Genomic DNA, 19141 nt, shown 5'->3' with positions numbered 1-19141 from the left:
GAGACCGATGATGCCCACCCCGTCCGACACGCGAGGTGGCGATGACTGACGCCACCGCCGGCCGCTCGGGGTCGTCGGCGCCGACCTGGTCCGGGCGGATTCTCACGCCGACACCGAACAAGCAGTGCATGGGCTTCATGATCGGCTCTGCGCTGTTCGCTGCGGGATCGGCGCCGGGATTGGCCGGCATGATGGGCGCGTCGGCGGCGAACCTGTGTTTCTTTGTCGGCGCGTGGTTCTTCACCTTCGCCGCGTTCATTCAACTCGTCACCAGTGGGCCGGTAACGGTTCCGGTGTCCTATTCTCCGGGAACGATGGTGCGGGCCGAATGGCTGGCAGCCGCAACCCAGTTCGTCGGCACCTTGTTGTTCAATGTCAGCACCGGCGCAGCACTACAGGCACATACGATCGCAGCACAGAAACATCTCGTTTGGACGCCCAACGCAGAAGGCTCCGTTGCCTTCCTCATCAGCGGTTTCTTCGTGTTGATCGCGTATACGCGCAGTGACCGCGCGTGGGCGCCCAACCGTCGCGATTGGTGGTCGGGACAGATCAACATGCTCGGCTGTGTGGCTTTCGGTGTGTCCGCCGTCGGCGCATATATAACAACGAGTGGCGTCACGGTCGATGCGCTTCTCGCCAATCTGGGGACATTCGTCGGTGCACTCTGCTTTTTCATTGCCTCGTTGATCGTTTACCCGGTGTCGGCAATCGATGCGAATTCCAAGAATCGGGACCAAAGTCCCAATCCATGATCTGCAAGGGAGTGCGATGATCATCCGTGGGTCGGGGGGCACACTGACGAAGGAACCCTCGTGACCGTCCCCCAATCCGGGCTCGACCCAGCGATCATCGATCGTTGGTGGCGTGTGAACGGTGCCGGTGAGCGGTTGGGGACCAATCGGTCCCGACAGGTCCGGACCCGCGGCCGGCACGGCATCGAGACGTATGCAGAATTCGTCGACCTCGATGCGGGTGAGCCGGACGATTTCGAGCAGCTCGCCCTCTGGCGCCCGATGTCGAACCTCATCGCGTTCAGCATCCTGCAGACCGCGGTCCGCACCAGGCGGACCGCACACCACATTCGTGAGTACCCGTCGAACTTCCTCATCGTCGCGGTGCAGACGATGGGCAGTACGACCGGAACCGCCAACAACCGCGACTTCGTCTCTCGGCCCGGGCAGCTCACCGTCACCGACAGTCGCATCCCGTACGACCTGACCACCCATGGCGTGACAGACGCGACCGGCATCTGGGTGCCGAGCGAGCTGGTGGGCGGCGACATCGCCGGGGGCGCAACGGTAGCGCCCGTACCCCCGGACACCCTGCTCACGCGCTCGTGTGCCGGTTTGATCGTCCGAATCGCCCGGGACACCGCCTTCGGTGGCGCCGACGTTGACCTCGACACCGAGCTCGCGGTCATCGACGTCGTCCGCGCCATGTTGGAACAGGACAGTCCGCAGGACAACGATCTCCGTGAGAACCCGCTGTTTCTGCGAGAAGCCGTCGACGACCTGATCGAGCGTAACTTCCGCGACCCGACATTCGGTCCAGAGGTGGTGGCCCAACGCCTCCACATCAGTAGACGAAACCTCTACCGAGGACTGGAGGGTCATGACCTCTCCCTGACCGAGATGATCGCGGACCGACGACTCGAATTCGCTCGCGCCCTGCTCGCACAAGGTGACCGGGTACGTCTCGAGGGGATCGCCGAGTCGGCCGGGTTCTCCTCGGCGGCGACCTTGCGCAACCGATTCCGGGCCAAGTTCGGGATGACGCCCGACGAATACCGTCGCCAGATGGCCGACGTGCCCCCACATCAACTCTGTGGGGACGGCCCCAGGTGACCGAAGTCTACGGCGGCCCGCGTCGACAATTCGTTGCGTCACATGCCGTGCCGCCGTACTTCGCGTCCGCCGCAGGCTCGACTCTCACCCGGCCGGGGCTCGCGCGGGAGCGGGTGGATCGGTGGCAGGCCAGGTTCGTCGGTGCCGACTCGGGAGACGAAGTGCATCGCTTCCGCGGTTCTCGTGGCCTCGCCGACTTTCTCGGCACCCTGCATGTCACCTCGACCGACTCGGCGGGGTTCGACGCGATCGTCCACTCACGTCGCGTCGGTGCGATCACGATCGTCGATTGCATCGCGACGCCGTGCTCGGTGCTCCGCTCCACCAACGAGGTGGTCGAACCCGCCGATGCCGAACTGGTCCTGCTCATTCCCTCATCCGGGGGGCGGCTCACGATGCCGGGGCGGCCGGACCAGACTTTCCGCGCCGGGCAACTGGTCATCCTGAGCAGTGCCGAGCCCGCTGAGATGTCGGTGACCGATGTCTGCGAGACCGTGATGCTCACGGTCCCGATCGCCGCGCTCGGCCGCGAGTCGGCAGGTGTCCTACGCCGGCTGTCCCCGATATCGGCCGACACCGCGCTGGTCCGGGCCACAACCACCTTCCTGCGACGGTTCGGACAGACGCCATCGACACGCGTCACCTCGGAACGAACCACCGATGCGGCCCAGCGGGCGGTCATCGGACTGGTGACATCGGTTCTGGCCCAGCAGTCCTATCGGGCGCACTCGCTTGTCGAGACCACCCGGTCGATCCGAGAACGCACCCGCGAACTCGTGGAACGTCGATTCCGCGACCCGGACTTCGCGGCACCGGACGTGGCACGCGAACTCCACCTCAGCCGCCGCCAGTTCTATCGACACTTCGCGGGAAGCGGCACCACGCCGTCCGACGTCATCGCCGACCGGAGAGTGGCGGAAGTGCGGGCATTGCTGACCGACCGGCCGGACATGTCGATGTCCGAGGTCGCTCGGGCCGCGGGGTTCTCCTCGACGTCCACGATGCGTAACCGGTTCCGTGACCGGACCGGCGTCACGCCGGCCGAGTTCCGCTCGCAGCCGCCCGGCGAGCAGTGGGACAGCGAACCTCTCGGACCGGGCGAAGTCTGCCTGTAGTCGGGGCGGACCGCCGGTCAGTCATGGCGCACATCCAGCTCGGCCGAGGTCTCGATGATCGCACTCTCCAGCCGCCGATGATGGATCTGCGCGATCTCCAGCAGCGCTGTGCTGTCGCGCGCCGCGAACGCATCGAGCATCGTCGCGTGGTCGTCGTTCAATGCCTCCTGCGTCGCGGTGCCCACCGACCGCATCACCTGGAACGGCTCGGTGAGATTCCAGGTCGCGTTGAACATGTTGAGCAGTCGCGGCATCGCACACGGTTCGGTGAGTTCGCGGTGGAACTCCCGGGAGGTGATGTGGAAAGCTTTGCGGTCGTTGTACTTCACTGCGGTCACCAGGTCGTCGTGGCACCTGCGGGCGCGGTCGAGGGCGGCCGGGTCGATGCGTGTGACCGCCTGGGCGAGAGCTGCCTGCTCGAGAGTGCCGCGGACGAAGTAGATCTCGCGGAGTTCCTCGGTGGACAGCTGGCTGACCCGGTACGGGGAGTTGCGTTGGTGGACGACGAGTCCCTCACCCACCAGGGTCTTGAGCGCCTCGCGGACCGGGATGGGGCTGACCCGGAACGCGTCCGCGATCTCACCGGGCGGGAGCTGCACCCCCGGTGGCGCGCCACCGGACAGGATCAGCCGTCGCAGTTCTTCGAGGACGTTGGCGCGGGCGCTGCCCGTCCTGGTCTCGACGAGTTGTGCGATCAGCCGCTCGGTCATGCGCGAGCTCATCTGGGTCCTCCCGGTCGTCTCGGATGCTCGAGAATCCATCCGGCGACCGCTTCGGTGAGTTGCTGCTGATTGTGGCGCTTGACGATCTCGTGGCCCTCGTCGTTGAACAGCAACATCTCTGCGGTGGCACCGCGGGCTCGGAGTTCGTCGACCATCTGCTGTGATTCGCTCACCGGCACGTTGGTGTCGTGGGCGCCGTGCACCACCAGCAGCGGGGCGCGCACATCGGCGATCCGATGGATCGGCGACAGGTCGGCGAGCAGCTCTCGATCCGATTCGGGATGGCCGTATTTGGTGTAGGCGGCCACCGCTATCCATGGCTCGGTGTTGCGGAAGAACGACTCGAGATCGCTCATCCCACAGATCGCGATCCCGGCGGCGAACATGTCGGGATGGAAGGTGAGGCAGGCCAGCGTGAGATAGCCACCGTAGGAGCGTCCCGAGCAGTAGAGCGAGTCGGCGTCCGCGATGCCCTGCGACACTAGATACTCGGCGCAGTCGGCGGCGTCGTCGATACCCGCATACCGTCCGTATCGGTCATCGGCATGAGAGAACAGGCGTCCGTAGCCCGACGACCCGCGCACATTCGGTGCGAACACGGTGATCCCGGCGTCAACGAGCGGACCGAACAGGAAGTGGTAGTCGGGTCGTGTCTGGGCCTCCGGGCCGCCGTGGAAGTACAGCAGAGCCGGTGCCGGCGGGGAGCCGCGGTCGCGCTTCGCGCGGAACAGCCACCCCGACAACGGCATCCCGTCGCGTGCCGAGAACTCCACCAACTCCGGCTGCAGGGCACTCGAGCTGCCCGAACCGGCGACCACGTCGTCCCGTACCGCGAACACCTCGCGGGTGACGGTGTTGACCAGATGTACCAGAGGCGAATGCTGCGGGCTCGACACCGTGACGGCGACCAGGGTGCCGGCGGCGCTGATCGACAGATCGCTCGCAACGTCGCCGGGGAGCGGGATCGGTTCGTGCAGAGTCTGATCCGGCAGGGTGAGCACCTGAAGTTCGCTGCGCCCGCGGACGTTCCAGAGCATCGCCACGGTCGACTGGTCGTTGGACACGGCGAACTCGTCGACCCCGATGTCGCCGCGTTGGGCCAACACGCGGAACCGGACGCCGTGCTCGGCCACCTCGACGCCCAGCAGTCGGGGGAACTTGGCGTCGAAGTCGCTGATGACCAGCGCCTGCACGCTGTCGAGGTCGCGCTGTGCATCCTGCGGCGGGCCGACGAACACGAGGGAGGAATGGTCGAAGCCCTGATCGAGGATGTACCCGTGGTCGGTGACCGACCCGGGATCGTTGGGCAGCAGTGGGGTCATGGTGATCTCGCCGTCCACGGTGTCGACGCGCCGTCGGATCAGCAGCATGTCGCGATACCCACGCGGACCCACCCGCACCAGCGTCGCGCCCTTCCACGAATCGATCAGTGCCCCGCCGACCCGCACATCGAGGGTCATCGTCGTGGACGTTCCCGGATGCACGCGCAGGCTGTGCGCGGTGCCGTCGGAATCGGTCGCGGTCAGCAGCACCCAGTCGGTGTCCCAGCCGACGAGGGTGACGGTCCGGAACGAGCGGCCGTCGGGCCGGGTGGTGCCGACCCGGAACGCGGTGTCGTCCTCCGGATCCGTGGTCACCACCCAGACCTGATGATGCTCACCGCCGCTCGGTGCGATCTCGATCGCCAGCCACCGACCGTCGGTGGAGTGGACCACCCGGCGGACCGGGCCGTTGGCGCGCAACCGTACCCAGCGCAGGTCGCCGACCCCGTCGACCGAGAGAGAACGTTGCGCCGCACGGGGATACCCGGTCCCGTCGTCGACGATGTAGGCGAACGCCGAGCCATCCGGTGACACCGAGGGGCCGTAGGTGTGCCATCCGGTGTCGTCGAACCGGACCGTACGAGTCGGGGCGATCGCTCTCGGGTCGATCGTCGGTCCCGACGGAAAGGGTTCACGGGCGGTCATCGAGTGGTGACCGCTTCCATGCTCTGCAGCCACATCTCGAGCAGGGCGACCTGCCACAGTTCGTTGCCGTCGAGCGTGGTGCGGATTCCGTTGGGGTCGGCGAACAGTCGGTCGAGTGCTGCCGGCCGGTAGAGACCGCGATCGACTGCGGGTCGCGACCGCAGCGCATCGGTGACCAGGTCGAGCAGCCCGCCGTCGAGGTGCCGGATACCGGGCACCGGGAAGTAGCCCTTGGTGCGGTCGATCACCGCGGAGGGAAGCAGGCTTCTGCTGGCCTCCTTGAGTACTCCCTTGCCGCCGTGTGCCAGTTTCAGGTCGGGCGGACATGTCGCCGCCAGTTCGACGAACTCGTGGTCGAGGAACGGCACGCGGGCCTCGAGACCCCACGCCATCGTCATCGTGTCGACCCGCTTGACCGGGTCGTCGACCAGCATGACCGTGGTGTCGAGCCGCAGCGCGGCGTCGACTGCGGTCCGTGCGCCCGGCGCCGACTGGTGGGCGAGCGCGAATTCCCAACTGGGGTCGTAGTCCGCGTCGGCCAGATATTCGTCGTCGAGGAGGTCGCGGATCGCGCGGTGCCCCCGGTCGAAGAACACGTTGGCGTACGCCTTCGTGGTGTCCGCGCGTGCGGTGTCACGCAATGGCGGATACCAGGAATACCCACCCAGGATCTCGTCGGCGCCCTGGCCGGACTGCACCACCTTGATCGACTTGCTGACCTCTTCGGAGAGCAGATAGAAGGCCACACAGTCATGGCTGACCATCGGTTCGCCCATCGCCGCGATCGTGTCCGGGACGGCGGGCAGCAGGCGGTCGGTGCCGATGTGGATCTTGTGGTGGTCGGTGGCGAAGGTGTCGGCGATCAGATCGGAGTAGGCGTATTCGTCTCCGGACTCGCCTCCGGCGGAATCGAATCCGATGCTGAACGTGGCGAGGTCGTGCTGGCCCTGTTCGGCGAGCAGGGCCACCACCAGCGATGAGTCGACGCCGCCCGACAGCAGCACACCGACCGGGACGTCGGAGACCATGCGCCGCCGTACCGACGTGCGCAGCGAGTCCAGGAGCTCGTGCTGCCAGCGCCGTTCATCCCAATCGGCTCGATCGGGATGAGGTTCGAATGCGGGTGTCCAATAACGCTTCTCGGTGCTACGACCGTCCGGCGTGATGGTGCGGACCGTCGCCGGCGGCAGCTTTCGGATTCCGTTGTAGATCGTGTGTGGTGCCGGGACCACCGAGTGGAAACTGAAGTAGTGGTGCAGCGCAACGCGATCGATCGACGTGTCGACGTCGCCGCCCCGCAGGAGGGCCTGCACCGACGATGCGAACCGGAGCCGCCCGGGGGTCTCGGCGATGTAGAGCGGCTTGATCCCGAGTCGGTCGCGGGCCAGCGTCACCGTCCCGGAGTCGGTGTCGACGACGGCGAAGGCGAACATGCCGATGAGGTGGTCGACACACTGGGGTCCCCAAGCGTGGAAGGCCTTGAGGATCACCTCACTGTCGGCGTGGGAGAAGAATCGGTAGCCCTTCGCCTCGAGCTCGCCGCGGAGCTCACGATGGTTGTAGATGCAGCCGTTGAACACCAGCGCCAGCGCGAGTTCGGGGTCGACCATCGGCTGTGCGCCGCGTTCGGACAGGTCGATGATCTTGAGTCGCCGATGCCCGAGCGCCACCGACCCCTTCGCGAACACCCCCGAGCCGTCGGGCCCGCGTCGGGTCATCTCGCACGTCATCGCGTCGACCGCCGAGATGTCCGGAGGTGTTGCATCGAAACGGATCTCACCACATACGCCGCACATAGGTCATTCCTCTCCCGTTGCTGCCCGAATACCGTGCGCCCCGACATCCTGCACCCCGACACCCTGTACCCAGGTGTCCTTGCCTCCGCCGCCGCGTGACGAGTTGACGATCAGGCTGCCCGCCGGCGCCACCCGGCTCAACGCGGCCGGAGCGATGTGCGCGGTGACCTGACCGTCCTCGTCGCGCAGGTGCACGAACACCCGGAGGTCGACATGATGAGCATAGAAGCCGTTGCCGTCGAACGTGGGATGCGTGGACAGTGCGATCACCTCTTGCGCGATGTAGCGTTCGGGCTGGGCCATCAGGTCCTCGCGGCGCCGGGCGAGTTCTGCGTCCGAGCACTCCGGTCCGATCGTGATACCGGAACCACCAAGCCCGTCAATCGGTTTGACCACCAGGTGGGCCAGGTTGGCGAGCACGTGATCGCGCTGGTGTCGCTCGGCGCACAGCCAGGTCCGGACCTGTCCGATCAGCGGTTCCTCACCGAGGTAGTACCGGATCATCGCCGGAACGTGATAGTAGATCGCCTTGTCGTCGCCGATGCCGTTACCCAACGCGTTGACGATCGACAGTCGACCGGCGGCGAGCGCCGCCAGGATGCCGGTGCGTAGCGGCTGGTCGTCGAACCCCTTCGAGGACAGCAGCATGTCCTCGTCCATCCGGACATAGGCGGTGTTGACCGGCGTCCGCGTGGTGCCGTGGTGGACGAAGACACGTGCCCGGTCAGTGCTGTCGACCGCGTCGACCGAGATGTTCTCCGGTGTCGCGAGCTTCAGGTCGGCGCCGCGCGCCAACAGGGTGTGCTCGAACCACGCCGAATCGGTCCACCCCGAACTCAACATGATGTCGACACCATCGGGATCCGGGTCCGGCGGCGCGGCAGCGGTGATCGTGTCCCGGATCATGTGCGGCACACCGGCGACCGACATCGTCTCGGCCGGCATCGGCAACTCCGGAAGGAACTGGGTCATCAACGCGCGATTGGACATCGCGTACGCGATCCCCGACGGCACACGGAGATTGTCCTCGAGAACGAGGAACTGTCCGGGTGCGGGGGAGACCAGGTCCGTCCCGCAGATGTGCGTGCGCACCCGCTGCCATGACGGCACCCGGCCCGTCTGTCGGTATCCGGGCGCCCGGTCGAGCGCTTCGGGCGGGATGATGCCGTCCGCGACGATGCGCTGGTCGCGGTAGACGTCGACGATGAACGCGTTCAACGCCAGCGCCCGCTGCCGTAGGCCGGCGCCCACCCGCAGCCAGTCGTCGGCACCGATGTAGCGGGGGACGACGTCGAGGGGGAACAGTTGGGCGCGATCCTGGCCGCTCACCCGGAACGTCACTCCGTCGGTGCTCTGCTCGCGCTCGATCTGGTACTGCCGCTTGCGGAGTTCGACGGCGCCGAGGTCGGCGGCCGCGGACAGGATCTCCCGGTATCCCGGGCGAGCGATCGAGGCCCGGTCGACGGCCTCGTCATAGGACAGCCGTTCGGGGGTCTCGACCATCGGCACATCGGCGACGGGCTCGGCCCGCTGATAACCGTGCAGGAGTCGACCGTCGGGATCAAACGGCCGTGCCGCCGCCGTCAGGGTCCCCGCGGTCTCGGCGAGCAGGCCGTCGACGACGGCGGTGAGCCGGCCGGTGCGCCGCAGGATGCGGCGCTGCCGGGCAGACGAACTGCCCGCATCGATCGTGGCCTGGGTCAGTTCGTCGACGAGAGTCCAGTCGCCGGTCTCCTCGAGGATGGGTCGAAGCGACGCGGCCAGGTCGGCGACAACGTCGGCGGCGGGTCGTGGGGCGGCGCGTGCCACATCGATGAGGTCGCCCTCGAGCCCGGATCGTGCGGCCTGCCACACGGCCGCGCGGTACAGCGCGGGCGGGGTGGGCGCGACCGGGTCGTCGAGGCGGGCGGCCTCGCGGGTCACGAGGGCGCGAAAGAGCGCCGCGATCAGGGTGATCGTGTCGACCGACGGGCAGCTGTCGCAGACGCGGAGTTCCAGGGTGCCGACGTGCGCGGACGGCCGAACATCGAAGTACACCATTCCGGGGTCGGAGATCACCCCGCTGCTGATCAGGCGATCGACCTCGGCGTCATACTCGTCGGCGTCGCGTACCTCGGGAAACGGACCCGTCGTGGGCCAGCGTTGCCACACCAGGGTGCGCACGCTGGCATACCCGGTGTCGGAGCCGTCGGCCCAGAACGGAGAGCTCGCCGACACCGCGAGGAGCGTCGGGATGTGGTGGGCCAGGCGCGACGCCACCGCGACCGCCTCGTCGCGGTCGGTGACGTCGACATGCACTTGCGTGCCGCAGATGAGCTGTTCGCGGGCGAGGAGCTGATAGTCGGCGAGCATGCGGCGATATCGCGGGCTCTCGGTGACCCGCATCTGCGTCGGCACCGCCAGCGGCACCGAGCCGGCGGCGACGACGCCGATACCGAGCGTGCGGGCCGCGTCCACCAGCCCGGCCCGATGGGAGCGCAGGTTGTCCCGAAGATCGGTGAGGGTGTCGAAGACGCCGCTGTTGGCCTCGATGACGCAGCTCTGCAGTTCCTCTACATACGGACCGTCGTCGGGCAGGATCTCCAGCAGTTCCGGCGCGCGTGTCGTGAGCCGCGACGAACGCAGGTCGACGAGGTGGAATTCCTCCTCCACACCCACTCTGCGTGTTCCTCGGCGGAGATCGCCCGGATCGGCGCGCTCGATGTCCGCCGTCATCGTCCAAGCGTAGAAGTATCCGCGTGTGACGGCACGTCCAGCAGTCAGCGCTTGGCAGTCACCCAGGTGGTGATGTCGCAGTGCACGACCTCGGCTCCGTGCGAGTCGAGGACACGTACCTCGATCACGACGTCGGTGCCGTCGGCGATCGCATCGAAGTCGACCGGTTCGGCCAGGCGTGCTTCCGCGGTCAGCCGGGTCGTGGCCTTGGCGAGGTACTGCGTGGACATGGCCTTGGGGATCCAGCGGTGGCTTGCCGGAGTGGTCGCCTCCATCAGCATCCCCATCGCCGCCTCGGCGAGGTTGCACGCCGCGATCGCGTGAAACGTCCCGAGGTGATTGTGGACGCCGAACCAGTTGGGGCCGGTCACCCGGCAGAAGCCCGGACGCATGTCGGTGACATACGGCAGGACCGTGCCGAAGTACGGGACGCGGGCGACCATGCCGAGGGAGAACAGCGTGCGCCCGACGACGTTGTCGGGGAGGCGTCGGCGGAGGGCGTAGGTGGGGGAGGCGGTCATGGGTGCTGATCTTACTCGGGGGTAAGATCGGGTGGCCGATCGCCGACGGAACCCGGGATTTCGCCGACGGAACCCGCGATTTCGCCGACGGAACCCGGAATTTCGCCGACGGAACCTCGGATCGCGTCGAGAGAACCTCTGATCGCGTCGACAGAACCCAGAATTTCGTCGAGAGAACCTGGATGCACGTCGACAGAACCCGGAATTTCGCCGAGAGAACCTGGAGGGGGGTTGCGTCGGGACCGGGTTGGGGCGGTTCTCTCGACGAAATTCCGGGTTCTGTCGACCGCCGTGACAAGACTTGGCGAGGGTATGTGCGGGCGGATTTGAATCTGCACCCCGGGCTGGTGCATACTATTCGGGTTGCCTTGACCGGTGGACGCAGATCTCTGCGGCCTCGATCAGGTGAATGACTCCCAGGCCCCGGATTCCGGGCCAGGGCGTGTAACGCATGCGCCGAATCAGGTTCGTGGACACGACACGCCCGACCGCGGGTGCCGGAGCACAGCCGGCTCGCTCCAGTGGCGAGCCAACGTACAACGATAGATGAACAGCGTCGATCCCCGAATCTCACGCGGGTGATCATGTGCCCACCGACAGTTTGCGTCGGACCAGGTCACGCGGTGTTTGTCTGTCGAGAACAACTGACGGAAGAGGACACAGCGTGGCGGGACAGAAGATCCGCATCAGGCTCAAGGCCTATGACCACGAGGCGATCGACGCTTCGGCGCGCAAGATCGTGGAAACCGTGACCCGCACCGGGGCACGCGTGGTCGGCCCGGTGCCGTTGCCCACCGAGAAGAACGTCTACTGCGTCATCCGTTCGCCGCACAAGTACAAGGACAGCCGCGAACACTTCGAGATGCGCACTCACAAACGACTCATCGACATCCTCGACCCGACGCCGAAGACGGTCGACGCGCTCATGCGCATCGATCTGCCGGCCAGCGTCGACGTCAACATCCAGTAGGCGGGGGGCGAGAAGAAATCATGAGCAATCAGAGTTCGACCAAAGGCATCCTGGGCACCAAGCTCGGCATGACCCAGGTCTTCGACGAGAACAACCGTGTCGTCCCGGTTACGGTCATCCAGGCCGGACCGAACGTCATCACCCAGCTCCGTGACGCCGAGCGCGACGGTTACACCGCCGTGCAGGTCGCCTACGGTGCCATCGACCCGCGCAAGGTCTCCAAGCCGGTCGCCGGGCAGTACACCAAGGCCGGTGTCACCCCGCGCCGTCACCTCGCCGAGATCCGCATCGCGGACGTCTCGGAGCTCGAGGTCGGCCAGGAGCTGACCGCCGAGATCTTCGATGCCGGCACCAAGGTCGACGTCACCGGCACCTCCAAGGGCAAGGGCTTTGCCGGCGCGATGAAGCGCCACGGCTTCGCCGGTCTGGGTGCCAGCCACGGCGCGCACCGCGTGCACCGTGCACCCGGCTCGATCGGTGGCTGCGCCACCCCGGGTCGTGTGTTCAAGGGCATGCGCATGGCGGGCCGGATGGGCAACGACACCGTGACCACACAGAACCTGACCGTGCACAAGGTCGATGCCGAGGCCGGTCTGCTGTTGATCAAGGGCGCGATCCCCGGCCGCAAGGGCGGCATCGTGGTGATCCGCGACGCAGTGAAGGGTGGTGCGACCAAGTGAGCACCGAGACAAGCACGAAATTGACGCTGGACGTGAAGACGGCCGACGGCAAGACCAACGGCACCGTTGATCTGCCCGCCGAGCTGTTCGACGCCCCCGCGAACATCGCGTTGATGCACCAGGTCGTCGTGGCCCAGCAGGCCGCAGGTCGCCAGGGCACGCACGCCACCAAGACCCGCGGCGAGGTCCGCGGCGGTGGCGCCAAGCCGTACCGGCAGAAGGGCACCGGTCGCGCCCGTCAGGGCTCGACCCGCGCACCGCAGTTCGCCGGCGGTGGCACCGTGCACGGACCGCAGCCGCGCGACTACAGCCAGCGGACCCCGAAGAAGATGAAGGCCGCCGCCCTGCGCGGAGCCCTCTCGGACCGGACCCGCAACGAGCGCATCCACGTCATCACCGAGCTGGTGGCCGGACAGACCCCGTCGACCAAGTCGGCACGTCTGTTCCTCGAGGCGCTCAGCGACCGTCGCAAGTTCCTGGTGGTCCTCGGCCGCGAGGACGTGGCCGCCTGGAAGAGCGTCGCGAACCTGCAGAACGTCCTGCCGATCGCGCCGGATCAGCTCAACACCTACGACGTCCTCGATGCGGACGACGTGGTGTTCAGCGTGGAGACGCTCAACGCGTTCATCGCACAGAACCAGAAGGAGGCCTGAGATGGCTACGCAGGCTGACCCGCGTGACATCATCCTGGCGCCGGTGATCTCCGAGAAGTCCTACGGACTCATCGAGGACAACGTGTACACCTTCCTGGTGCACCCCGAGTCGAACAAGACCCAGATCAAGATCGCGGTCGAGAAGATCTTCGACGTCACCGTCACCAGCGTGAACACCGCCAACCGGCAGGGCAAGCGCAAGCGCACCCGCTTCGGCTACGGCAAGCGCAAGGACACCAAGCGCGCGATCGTGACCCTGGCCGCAGACAGCAAGCCCATCGAGATCTTCGGAGGACCGGTCGGCTGACCGGGACTCGCAGAACTGAGGGACTAGAACATGGCTATTCGTAGATACAAGCCGACGACCCCGGGTCGTCGCGGTGCCAGTGGCGCCGATTTCGCCGAGGTCACCCGCGACCATCCGGAGAAGTCGCTGGTTCGTCCGCTGCACAGCCGCGGTGGACGTAACGCCCACGGCCGCATCACCACCCGCCACAAGGGCGGTGGCCACAAGCGCGCCTACCGCGTCATCGACTTCCGTCGCCACGACAAGGACGGCGTCAACGCCAAGGTCGCCCACATCGAGTACGACCCGAACCGCACCGCGCGGATCGCGTTGCTGCACTACGTGGACGGCGAGAAGCGCTACATCATCGCACCCCGCGGCCTGAGCCAGGGTGCTGTGGTGGAGAGCGGCCCCGGTGCCGACATCAAGCCCGGCAACAACCTGCCGCTGCGCAACATCCCGACCGGTACCCAGATCCACGCCGTGGAGCTGCGTCCGGGTGGTGGCGCCAAGATGGCCCGCAGCGCCGGCGCAGCCATCCAGCTGCTCGGCAAGGAGGGCACCTACGCCACCCTGCGTATGCCGTCCGGTGAGATCCGTCGCGTCGACGTGCGCTGCCGCGCCACCGTCGGCGAGGTCGGCAACGCCGAGCAGAGCAACATCAACTGGGGCAAGGCCGGCCGTATGCGCTGGAAGGGCAAGCGCCCGACCGTGCGCGGTGTCGTGATGAACCCGGTCGACCACCCGCATGGTGGCGGCGAGGGCAAGACCTCGGGTGGTCGCCACCCGGTCAGCCCGTGGGGCCAGCCGGAAGGCCGGACCCGTAAGAACAAGGCCAGCGACCAGCTGATCGTTCGGCGTCGTCGCACCGGCAAGAACAAGCGATAAGCACAGGAGGGAGTTAGAGAATGCCACGCAGCCTCAAGAAGGGCCCGTTCGTCGACGACCACCTGCTTGCCAAGGTGGACACGCAGAACGAAAAGGGCACCAAGCAGGTCATCAAGACCTGGTCGCGCCGTTCGACCATCATCCCGGACTTCATCGGCCACACCTTCGCCGTCCACGACGGCCGCAAGCACGTGCCGGTGTTCGTCTCCGAGTCGATGGTCGGGCACAAGCTGGGCGAGTTCGCCCCCACCCGCACCTTCAAGGGTCACATCAAGGATGACCGGAAAGCGAAGCGCCGGTAATGACTACGCAGACCGATAATCCGACGGCCAAGGCGACCGCACGCTTCGTGCGGGTCACGCCGATGAAGGCGCGTCGTGTACTTGACCTGATCCGCGGCAAGAGCGTGGACGAGGCCCTCGACATCCTGCGGTTCGCCCCGCAGTCGGCTTCCGAGCCGGTGTACAAGGTCCTCGCCAGCGCTGTCGCGAACGCGGAGAACAACCTGGATCTGGATCGCCGGACCCTGGTCGTCGCCACCGCGTTCGCCGACGAGGGCCCGACACTCAAGCGGTTCCAGCCGCGTGCGCAGGGCCGTGCGTTCCGCATCCGCAAGCGCACCAGCCACATCACCGTCGTCGTCGAGAGCCTTCCGGAGAAGGCCACCGGCGGTCGCGCCCGCTCGCGTCAGCCGAAGAAGGGAGCTCAGTAGTGGGCCAGAAAATCAACCCGCACGGCTTCCGTCTGGGCATCACCACGGACTGGAGTTCGCGGTGGTACGCCGACAAGCAGTACGCGGAGTACGTCAAAGAGGATGTCGCCATCCGCAAGCTCCTGTCCACCGGACTCGAGCGCGCCGGCATCGCCAAGGTGGAGATCGAGCGCACCCGTGACCGGGTTCGCGTCGACATCCACACCGCCCGTCCGGGCATCGTCATCGGCCGCCGCGGCGCCGAGGCCGACCGGATCCGTGGCGACCTGGAGAAGCTGACCGGCAAGCAGGTGCAGCTGAACATCCTCGAGGTGAAGAACGCAGAGTCCGAGGCCCAGTTGGTGGCCCAGGGCGTCGCCGAGCAGCTGAGCAACCGTGTGGCGTTCCGCCGCGCGATGCGCAAGGCGATCCAGTCGGCGATGCGTCAGCCGAACGTGAAGGGCATCCGGGTCCAGTGCTCGGGTCGCCTGGGTGGCGCAGAGATGAGCCGCAGTGAGTTCTACCGCGAGGGACGCGTGCCGCTGCACACGCTGCGCGCCGACATCGACTACGGACTCTACGAAGCCAAGACCACCTTCGGCCGCATCGGCGTGAAGGTGTGGATCTACAAGGGCGACATCGTCGGCGGACGACGCGAGCTGAGTGCAGCCGCGCCGGCCACCGAGGACCGTCGTCCGCGCCGGCCCAGCCGGCCTCGCCGCAGCGGTGCCTCGGGCACCACTGCCACGAGCACCGATGCGGGTCGTGCCGCAGATGCTCCGGCCGAGGCGACTGCAGCGGCGGGCGCCGAGAAGCAGGAGGGCTGATTCATGCTGATCCCCCGTCGGGTCAAGCACCGCAAGCAGCATCACCCCAGCCTCAAGGGCCAGGCCAAGGGCGGCACCAAGGTGACGTTCGGTGACTACGGCATCCAGGCGCTGGAAAGTGCGTACATCACGAACCGGCAGATCGAGTCCGCTCGTATCGCCATCAACCGGCACATCAAGCGTGGCGGCAAGGTGTGGATCAACATCTTCCCGGACCGTCCGCTGACGAAGAAGCCGGCCGAGACCCGCATGGGTTCCGGTAAGGGTTCGCCGGAATGGTGGGTGGCCCCGGTCAAGCCGGGTCGCGTGCTGTTCGAGATGACCTACCCCAATGAGGAGACCGCTCGCGAGGCCCTGCGCCGCGCGCAGCACAAGCTCCCGATCAAGACCCGCATCGTGACCAGAGAGGAGCAGTTCTGATGGCACTCGGAGTGGCAGCCAACGAGCTGCGCGAGCTCAGTGACACCGATCTGGTCGATCGTCTGCGCGAGTCGAAGGAAGAGCTGTTCAACCTTCGTTTCCAGATGGCCACCGGCCAGCTCGACAACAACCGTCGTCTGCGGACCGTGCGTCGCGAGATCGCCCGGATCTACACCGTGATGCGCGAGCGTGAGCTGGGTCTGGCGTCGGGACCGGAAGGTGATGACGCATGAGTGAGGACCAAGCAGTGAGCGCAAGCCAGAACGTCGCGAGCGATCCGCGTGCGAGCCGCAAGGAGCGGATCGGCTACGTGGTGAGTGACAAGATGCAGAAGACCATCGTGGTCGAGCTGGAGGATCGTACGCGGCACCCGCTGTACGGCAAGATCATCCGGACCACGAGCAAGGTCAAGGCACACGACGAGAACGAGATCGCCGGTATCGGCGACCGCGTGCGGATCATGGAGACCCGCCCGCTGTCGGCGACCAAGCACTGGCGCATCGTCGAGGTGCTGGAGAAGGCCAAGTAAGAGGCCGTCACCGACACAGTCGACACGAGTGGCCCGTTCCCGAGAGGGAGCGGGCCACTCGTGCGTTCGCGGCATGTCAGGGCCCGACGGCCGGGGTGTATCGCATCAGCGTGACCCCCGACCCGAACGCCTCCGTCGAGACGAGCTGCAGGCGGGTGCCGGACGTGAACAGAGGCTTGCCCGCGCCCAACGCCGTCGGATGGACGAGCAGGTCGTACTGATCGACGGCGCCGATCCGCTGCAGGGCGGCGATGACGGCCAGGCTCCCGTACACCACGACGATGCCGTCGCCTGCCGCCTTGAGAGCGGCGACGGTGTCACGGTCGAGTGAGTCGAGACGGGACGTGTTGTCCCAGTCGGTGATCGCGCCGGATCGGGAGGCGACGATCTTCGGCATCTCGTCCACCCGCTGCGCGTAGGCGCGGGTCTCGGGCGGCTGATCCGCGTCGCGCGCGATCGGGGGCCAAGCACCGGCGAAGTCGGCGTGGGTCACGCGGCCGAGGAGCAACGTCTCGGCGCTCATGACCAGCGACGTCTCATAGGCCGCCATGTCGTCGTCGGGTGCGAGCCAGTCCATCTCGTCGTCGACGCCGGCCACGTACCCGTCGAGCGTGGTCCACATCGACACCACAATTCTGCGCATCAGGGCTCCTCGGTGAATCGCCAGCGCGTCGCGGTCAGGCCGTCCGCGCCGTAGCCGAAGGCGCGGGTCGGTGTGATCGAGAAGAAGAAGTACTCGGGCGCGCCGGGAAGGCCATCGTCCCGGACGACGCCGTCGCCGACGGTGAACTCCCACGCGTACTTCGACAGGAAAGCCGAGGAGACGGACCGAATCTCGTCGTCGTCGGTTGTGTGCCTGGCAATTCCTTCCACCACGAGGTCGAGATCGTCGCAGGAGACCGTGATGACGCAACGCGGATCCGCAATCAGGTTGCGTCCTTTGCGCGATGTGGGACGGGTGGTGAGGTACGGAGCATCGCGCACCCACACGGCCATCACGGGCATCACATGTGGCCGCCCGTCCGAACGTGCCGTGGACAGCCAGATCTTCGGAGCAGTCTCCAGGCACCGACGGGCGTCGCGCCATGGTTTCACCGTCGACTCATCCGTGCTCATCGGCGTCGCGTCGGACGGCGTGAAGAGTGTTTCGGCTTGTGGGGCGCCGGTCATGTGAATGCCACCAGTGCGAGAACCCCGATGCCCAAGCTGATGTCCAGCGCGGCACACCATTCCGCGAGTGACCGCGACACCACCGCCTGGCGGCGCCAATGAGCGATGTCCCACGCGCCGTGGAGCAGAAGTCCGACCGCGATGACCACCTTGGCGACGGTCACGTCGAGGAACAGGGCGCCGATCGCCGCGGCGTGGAAAACCGATGCACCCCACGGTTGCCATCCCATCTCGGGTGGCGGCGGCCGCCAGCGACCGGACGCGACACCCACGCCGACGGCCACGACGGTGACGCCGACGAGGATGACCACCGCCGGCGCAGACGCGGCGTCGGCGGCCAGGTACACAACCGCGAACAGCCCGGTGATCGGCCACGACCAGGACGTGCGGCCGGTGAAGGCGATCAGTGCGTAGCAGGTTGTCGCGATCACCAGGACCGGCAGAATCCCGTCGATCGTGTTCGGGTCGTCGGTGACGATCGAGAACACTCCGAGGGAGAGCCCGGTCGCCACCGGCCACCATCGCAGCGGTGAACGGTGAGGCCGCAGGCGTTCGGAGTTCCGTTCCTCGGTGGGGGCAGGACGTGACATGGGCGCTCCTGGAGACGGGTCGTCGTTGCTTGACGACGGCAATAACTCGAACATGGATGTTCAATTTGGGACCACAGTAACTCGAACATGCGTGTTTGAGAAGCGTCACCTGGTCAGGCATCATGTGTTGGTGGCGCAGACCGACCCGAACACGCAGACGGGACCGAACAGTGCGAGGCGTGCAGACGCCCGGATGAACGCCGCCGCGATCGTCGATGCCGCGACCCGATTGCTGGCGCGCGACCCCGATGCCAGTCTCGCCGACATCGCCCGCGAGGCCGGGGTGGGCCGGGTGACGCTGTACGGGCACTTCGATTCCCGTGCGACGCTGATCGCCGCAGTGGTCGACGCCGCGATGGCGCGCGCCGAGACCGAACTGTCCGACGTCGACCTCGACGGTGATTCCGTCGAGGTGATGCGCCGGCTTCTCGGGGCTTCCTGGCGGCTCACCCATCGCCACGGGGCGCTCGTGCAGGCGGCGGAGAAATCGCTGGGTTCGGAGGACCTCCACGAGGCTCACCTCGAACCGATCGCCCGGATGCGGACGCTGCTCGAGCGTGGACGTGGCGCCGGTCGCTTCCGCGACGACATGCCGTTGACCTGGCAGATCACCACGATTCAGGACATCCTGCACGGCGCCTCGCGCGCGGTGTATCGCGGTGAGCACACGCCGGACGCGGCCGGCGAACTCATCGAGACAACAGTGCTCGCCGTGTTGTCGCCGCCGACGGTGGAGTAGGACACCGGGCGGGCG

General features: G+C 66.8%; 23 protein-coding genes. 15 read left to right on the top strand and 8 right to left on the bottom strand.

Features of this window, described 5'->3' with window-relative positions; genetic code table 11:
* Window positions 1-41: 41 nt before the first annotated feature.
* From VZC37_RS12205 to VZC37_RS12195, 3 genes are read left to right on the top strand one after another with little or no spacing between them, the layout of a single operon-like run.
* Window positions 42-755, top strand: coding sequence for a hypothetical protein (locus tag VZC37_RS12205; protein ID WP_330432786.1), 714 nt, complete (start codon window positions 42-44; stop codon window positions 753-755).
* Between the two features lie 60 nt (window positions 756-815).
* Complete coding sequence (locus tag VZC37_RS12200) at window positions 816-1847, top strand: helix-turn-helix domain-containing protein (RefSeq protein WP_330432785.1); 1032 nt, start codon at window positions 816-818, stop codon at window positions 1845-1847.
* On the top strand, window positions 1844-2962 hold the full coding sequence (locus VZC37_RS12195) for an AraC family transcriptional regulator (protein WP_330432784.1): 1119 nt from the start codon (window positions 1844-1846) through the stop codon (window positions 2960-2962). The genes VZC37_RS12200 and VZC37_RS12195 overlap by 4 nt, the downstream gene beginning before the upstream one ends.
* Before the next feature lie 17 nt (window positions 2963-2979).
* Here the strand turns inward: VZC37_RS12195 and VZC37_RS12190 are convergent, their stop codons facing one another.
* Genes VZC37_RS12190 through VZC37_RS12170 form a run of 5 tightly spaced genes read right to left on the bottom strand, consistent with a single transcriptional unit; the run spans window position 2980 to window position 10683 of the window.
* A complete protein-coding gene (locus tag VZC37_RS12190; protein ID WP_330432783.1) occupies window positions 2980-3684 on the bottom strand; it encodes a GntR family transcriptional regulator in 705 nt (234 codons plus the stop codon).
* Window positions 3681-5651, bottom strand: a complete 1971-nt coding sequence (locus VZC37_RS12185; RefSeq protein ID WP_330432782.1) for a S9 family peptidase — start codon at window positions 5649-5651, stop codon at window positions 3681-3683. The genes VZC37_RS12190 and VZC37_RS12185 overlap by 4 nt, the downstream gene beginning before the upstream one ends.
* A complete protein-coding gene (locus VZC37_RS12180) occupies window positions 5648-7447 on the bottom strand; it encodes an N-acetylglutaminylglutamine amidotransferase (protein WP_330432781.1) in 1800 nt (599 codons plus the stop codon). Before VZC37_RS12180 ends, VZC37_RS12185 begins: the two co-directional genes overlap by 4 nt.
* 3 nt (window positions 7448-7450) lie before the next feature.
* A complete protein-coding gene (locus tag VZC37_RS12175) occupies window positions 7451-10162 on the bottom strand; it encodes a glutamate--cysteine ligase (RefSeq protein WP_330432780.1) in 2712 nt (903 codons plus the stop codon).
* A gap of 44 nt (window positions 10163-10206) precedes the next feature.
* Complete coding sequence (locus tag VZC37_RS12170) at window positions 10207-10683, bottom strand: hotdog fold domain-containing protein (RefSeq protein WP_330432779.1); 477 nt, start codon at window positions 10681-10683, stop codon at window positions 10207-10209.
* Window positions 10684-11347: 664 nt separating this feature from the next.
* Between VZC37_RS12170 and rpsJ the strand changes: the two genes are divergently transcribed.
* From rpsJ to rpsQ, 11 genes are read left to right on the top strand one after another with little or no spacing between them, the layout of a single operon-like run.
* The gene (gene rpsJ, locus VZC37_RS12165) at window positions 11348-11653 is read left to right on the top strand and encodes a 30S ribosomal protein S10 (RefSeq protein ID WP_003938093.1); all 306 of its coding nucleotides are present in this window, start codon (window positions 11348-11350) and stop codon (window positions 11651-11653) included.
* A 20-nt stretch (window positions 11654-11673) separates the two neighbouring features.
* The gene (gene rplC / locus VZC37_RS12160) at window positions 11674-12333 is read left to right on the top strand and encodes a 50S ribosomal protein L3 (protein WP_330432756.1); all 660 of its coding nucleotides are present in this window, start codon (window positions 11674-11676) and stop codon (window positions 12331-12333) included.
* Window positions 12330-12986, top strand: coding sequence for a 50S ribosomal protein L4 (rplD, locus tag VZC37_RS12155; protein ID WP_330432755.1), 657 nt, complete (start codon window positions 12330-12332; stop codon window positions 12984-12986). Before rplC ends, rplD begins: the two co-directional genes overlap by 4 nt.
* A gap of 1 nt (window position 12987) precedes the next feature.
* Window positions 12988-13293, top strand: coding sequence for a 50S ribosomal protein L23 (rplW, locus tag VZC37_RS12150; protein ID WP_330432754.1), 306 nt, complete (start codon window positions 12988-12990; stop codon window positions 13291-13293).
* A 30-nt stretch (window positions 13294-13323) separates the two neighbouring features.
* Complete coding sequence (gene rplB / locus VZC37_RS12145; RefSeq protein WP_330432753.1) at window positions 13324-14160, top strand: 50S ribosomal protein L2; 837 nt, start codon at window positions 13324-13326, stop codon at window positions 14158-14160.
* A gap of 20 nt (window positions 14161-14180) precedes the next feature.
* Window positions 14181-14462 (top strand): 30S ribosomal protein S19, encoded by a 282-nt coding sequence (gene rpsS / locus VZC37_RS12140; protein WP_005170311.1) that lies wholly within the window; start codon window positions 14181-14183, stop codon window positions 14460-14462.
* On the top strand, window positions 14462-14872 hold the full coding sequence (gene rplV / locus VZC37_RS12135; RefSeq protein WP_330432752.1) for a 50S ribosomal protein L22: 411 nt from the start codon (window positions 14462-14464) through the stop codon (window positions 14870-14872). Before rpsS ends, rplV begins: the two co-directional genes overlap by 1 nt.
* On the top strand, window positions 14872-15678 hold the full coding sequence (rpsC, locus tag VZC37_RS12130; protein WP_330432751.1) for a 30S ribosomal protein S3: 807 nt from the start codon (window positions 14872-14874) through the stop codon (window positions 15676-15678). The genes rplV and rpsC overlap by 1 nt, the downstream gene beginning before the upstream one ends.
* A gap of 3 nt (window positions 15679-15681) precedes the next feature.
* Window positions 15682-16098, top strand: coding sequence for a 50S ribosomal protein L16 (gene rplP / locus VZC37_RS12125; RefSeq protein WP_330432750.1), 417 nt, complete (start codon window positions 15682-15684; stop codon window positions 16096-16098).
* Window positions 16098-16331 carry a 50S ribosomal protein L29 gene (gene rpmC / locus VZC37_RS12120; RefSeq protein ID WP_330432749.1) on the top strand — a complete coding sequence of 78 codons (234 nt, stop codon included), beginning with the start codon at window positions 16098-16100 and terminating at the stop codon, window positions 16329-16331. Before rplP ends, rpmC begins: the two co-directional genes overlap by 1 nt.
* Window positions 16328-16627 (top strand): 30S ribosomal protein S17, encoded by a 300-nt coding sequence (rpsQ, locus tag VZC37_RS12115; protein ID WP_330432748.1) that lies wholly within the window; start codon window positions 16328-16330, stop codon window positions 16625-16627. The genes rpmC and rpsQ overlap by 4 nt, the downstream gene beginning before the upstream one ends.
* 76 nt (window positions 16628-16703) lie before the next feature.
* Here rpsQ and VZC37_RS12110 read toward each other — a convergent pair whose 3' ends face one another.
* The 3 genes from VZC37_RS12110 to VZC37_RS12100 are packed head-to-tail and all read right to left on the bottom strand — an operon-like array spanning window position 16704 to window position 18387.
* Window positions 16704-17270: a dihydrofolate reductase family protein gene (locus tag VZC37_RS12110; protein ID WP_330432747.1), complete on the bottom strand. Its 567-nt coding sequence runs from the start codon at window positions 17268-17270 to the stop codon at window positions 16704-16706.
* Window positions 17270-17797: a pyridoxamine 5'-phosphate oxidase family protein gene (locus VZC37_RS12105; protein ID WP_330432746.1), complete on the bottom strand. Its 528-nt coding sequence runs from the start codon at window positions 17795-17797 to the stop codon at window positions 17270-17272. Before VZC37_RS12105 ends, VZC37_RS12110 begins: the two co-directional genes overlap by 1 nt.
* Window positions 17794-18387: a hypothetical protein gene (locus tag VZC37_RS12100; RefSeq protein WP_330432745.1), complete on the bottom strand. Its 594-nt coding sequence runs from the start codon at window positions 18385-18387 to the stop codon at window positions 17794-17796. Before VZC37_RS12100 ends, VZC37_RS12105 begins: the two co-directional genes overlap by 4 nt.
* 130 nt (window positions 18388-18517) lie before the next feature.
* Here VZC37_RS12100 and VZC37_RS12095 point away from each other — a divergent pair, with 130 nt between their 5' ends.
* Window positions 18518-19126: a TetR/AcrR family transcriptional regulator gene (locus tag VZC37_RS12095; protein ID WP_330432744.1), complete on the top strand. Its 609-nt coding sequence runs from the start codon at window positions 18518-18520 to the stop codon at window positions 19124-19126.
* Window positions 19127-19141: the final 15 nt, after the last annotated feature.

This window comes from Gordonia sesuvii, assembly GCF_036350415.1.
Taxonomy (GTDB): domain Bacteria; phylum Actinomycetota; class Actinomycetes; order Mycobacteriales; family Mycobacteriaceae; genus Gordonia; species Gordonia sesuvii.
The sequence above is the reverse complement of the archived record's forward strand: the minus strand, read 5'-3'. Positions and strand labels throughout refer to the sequence as shown.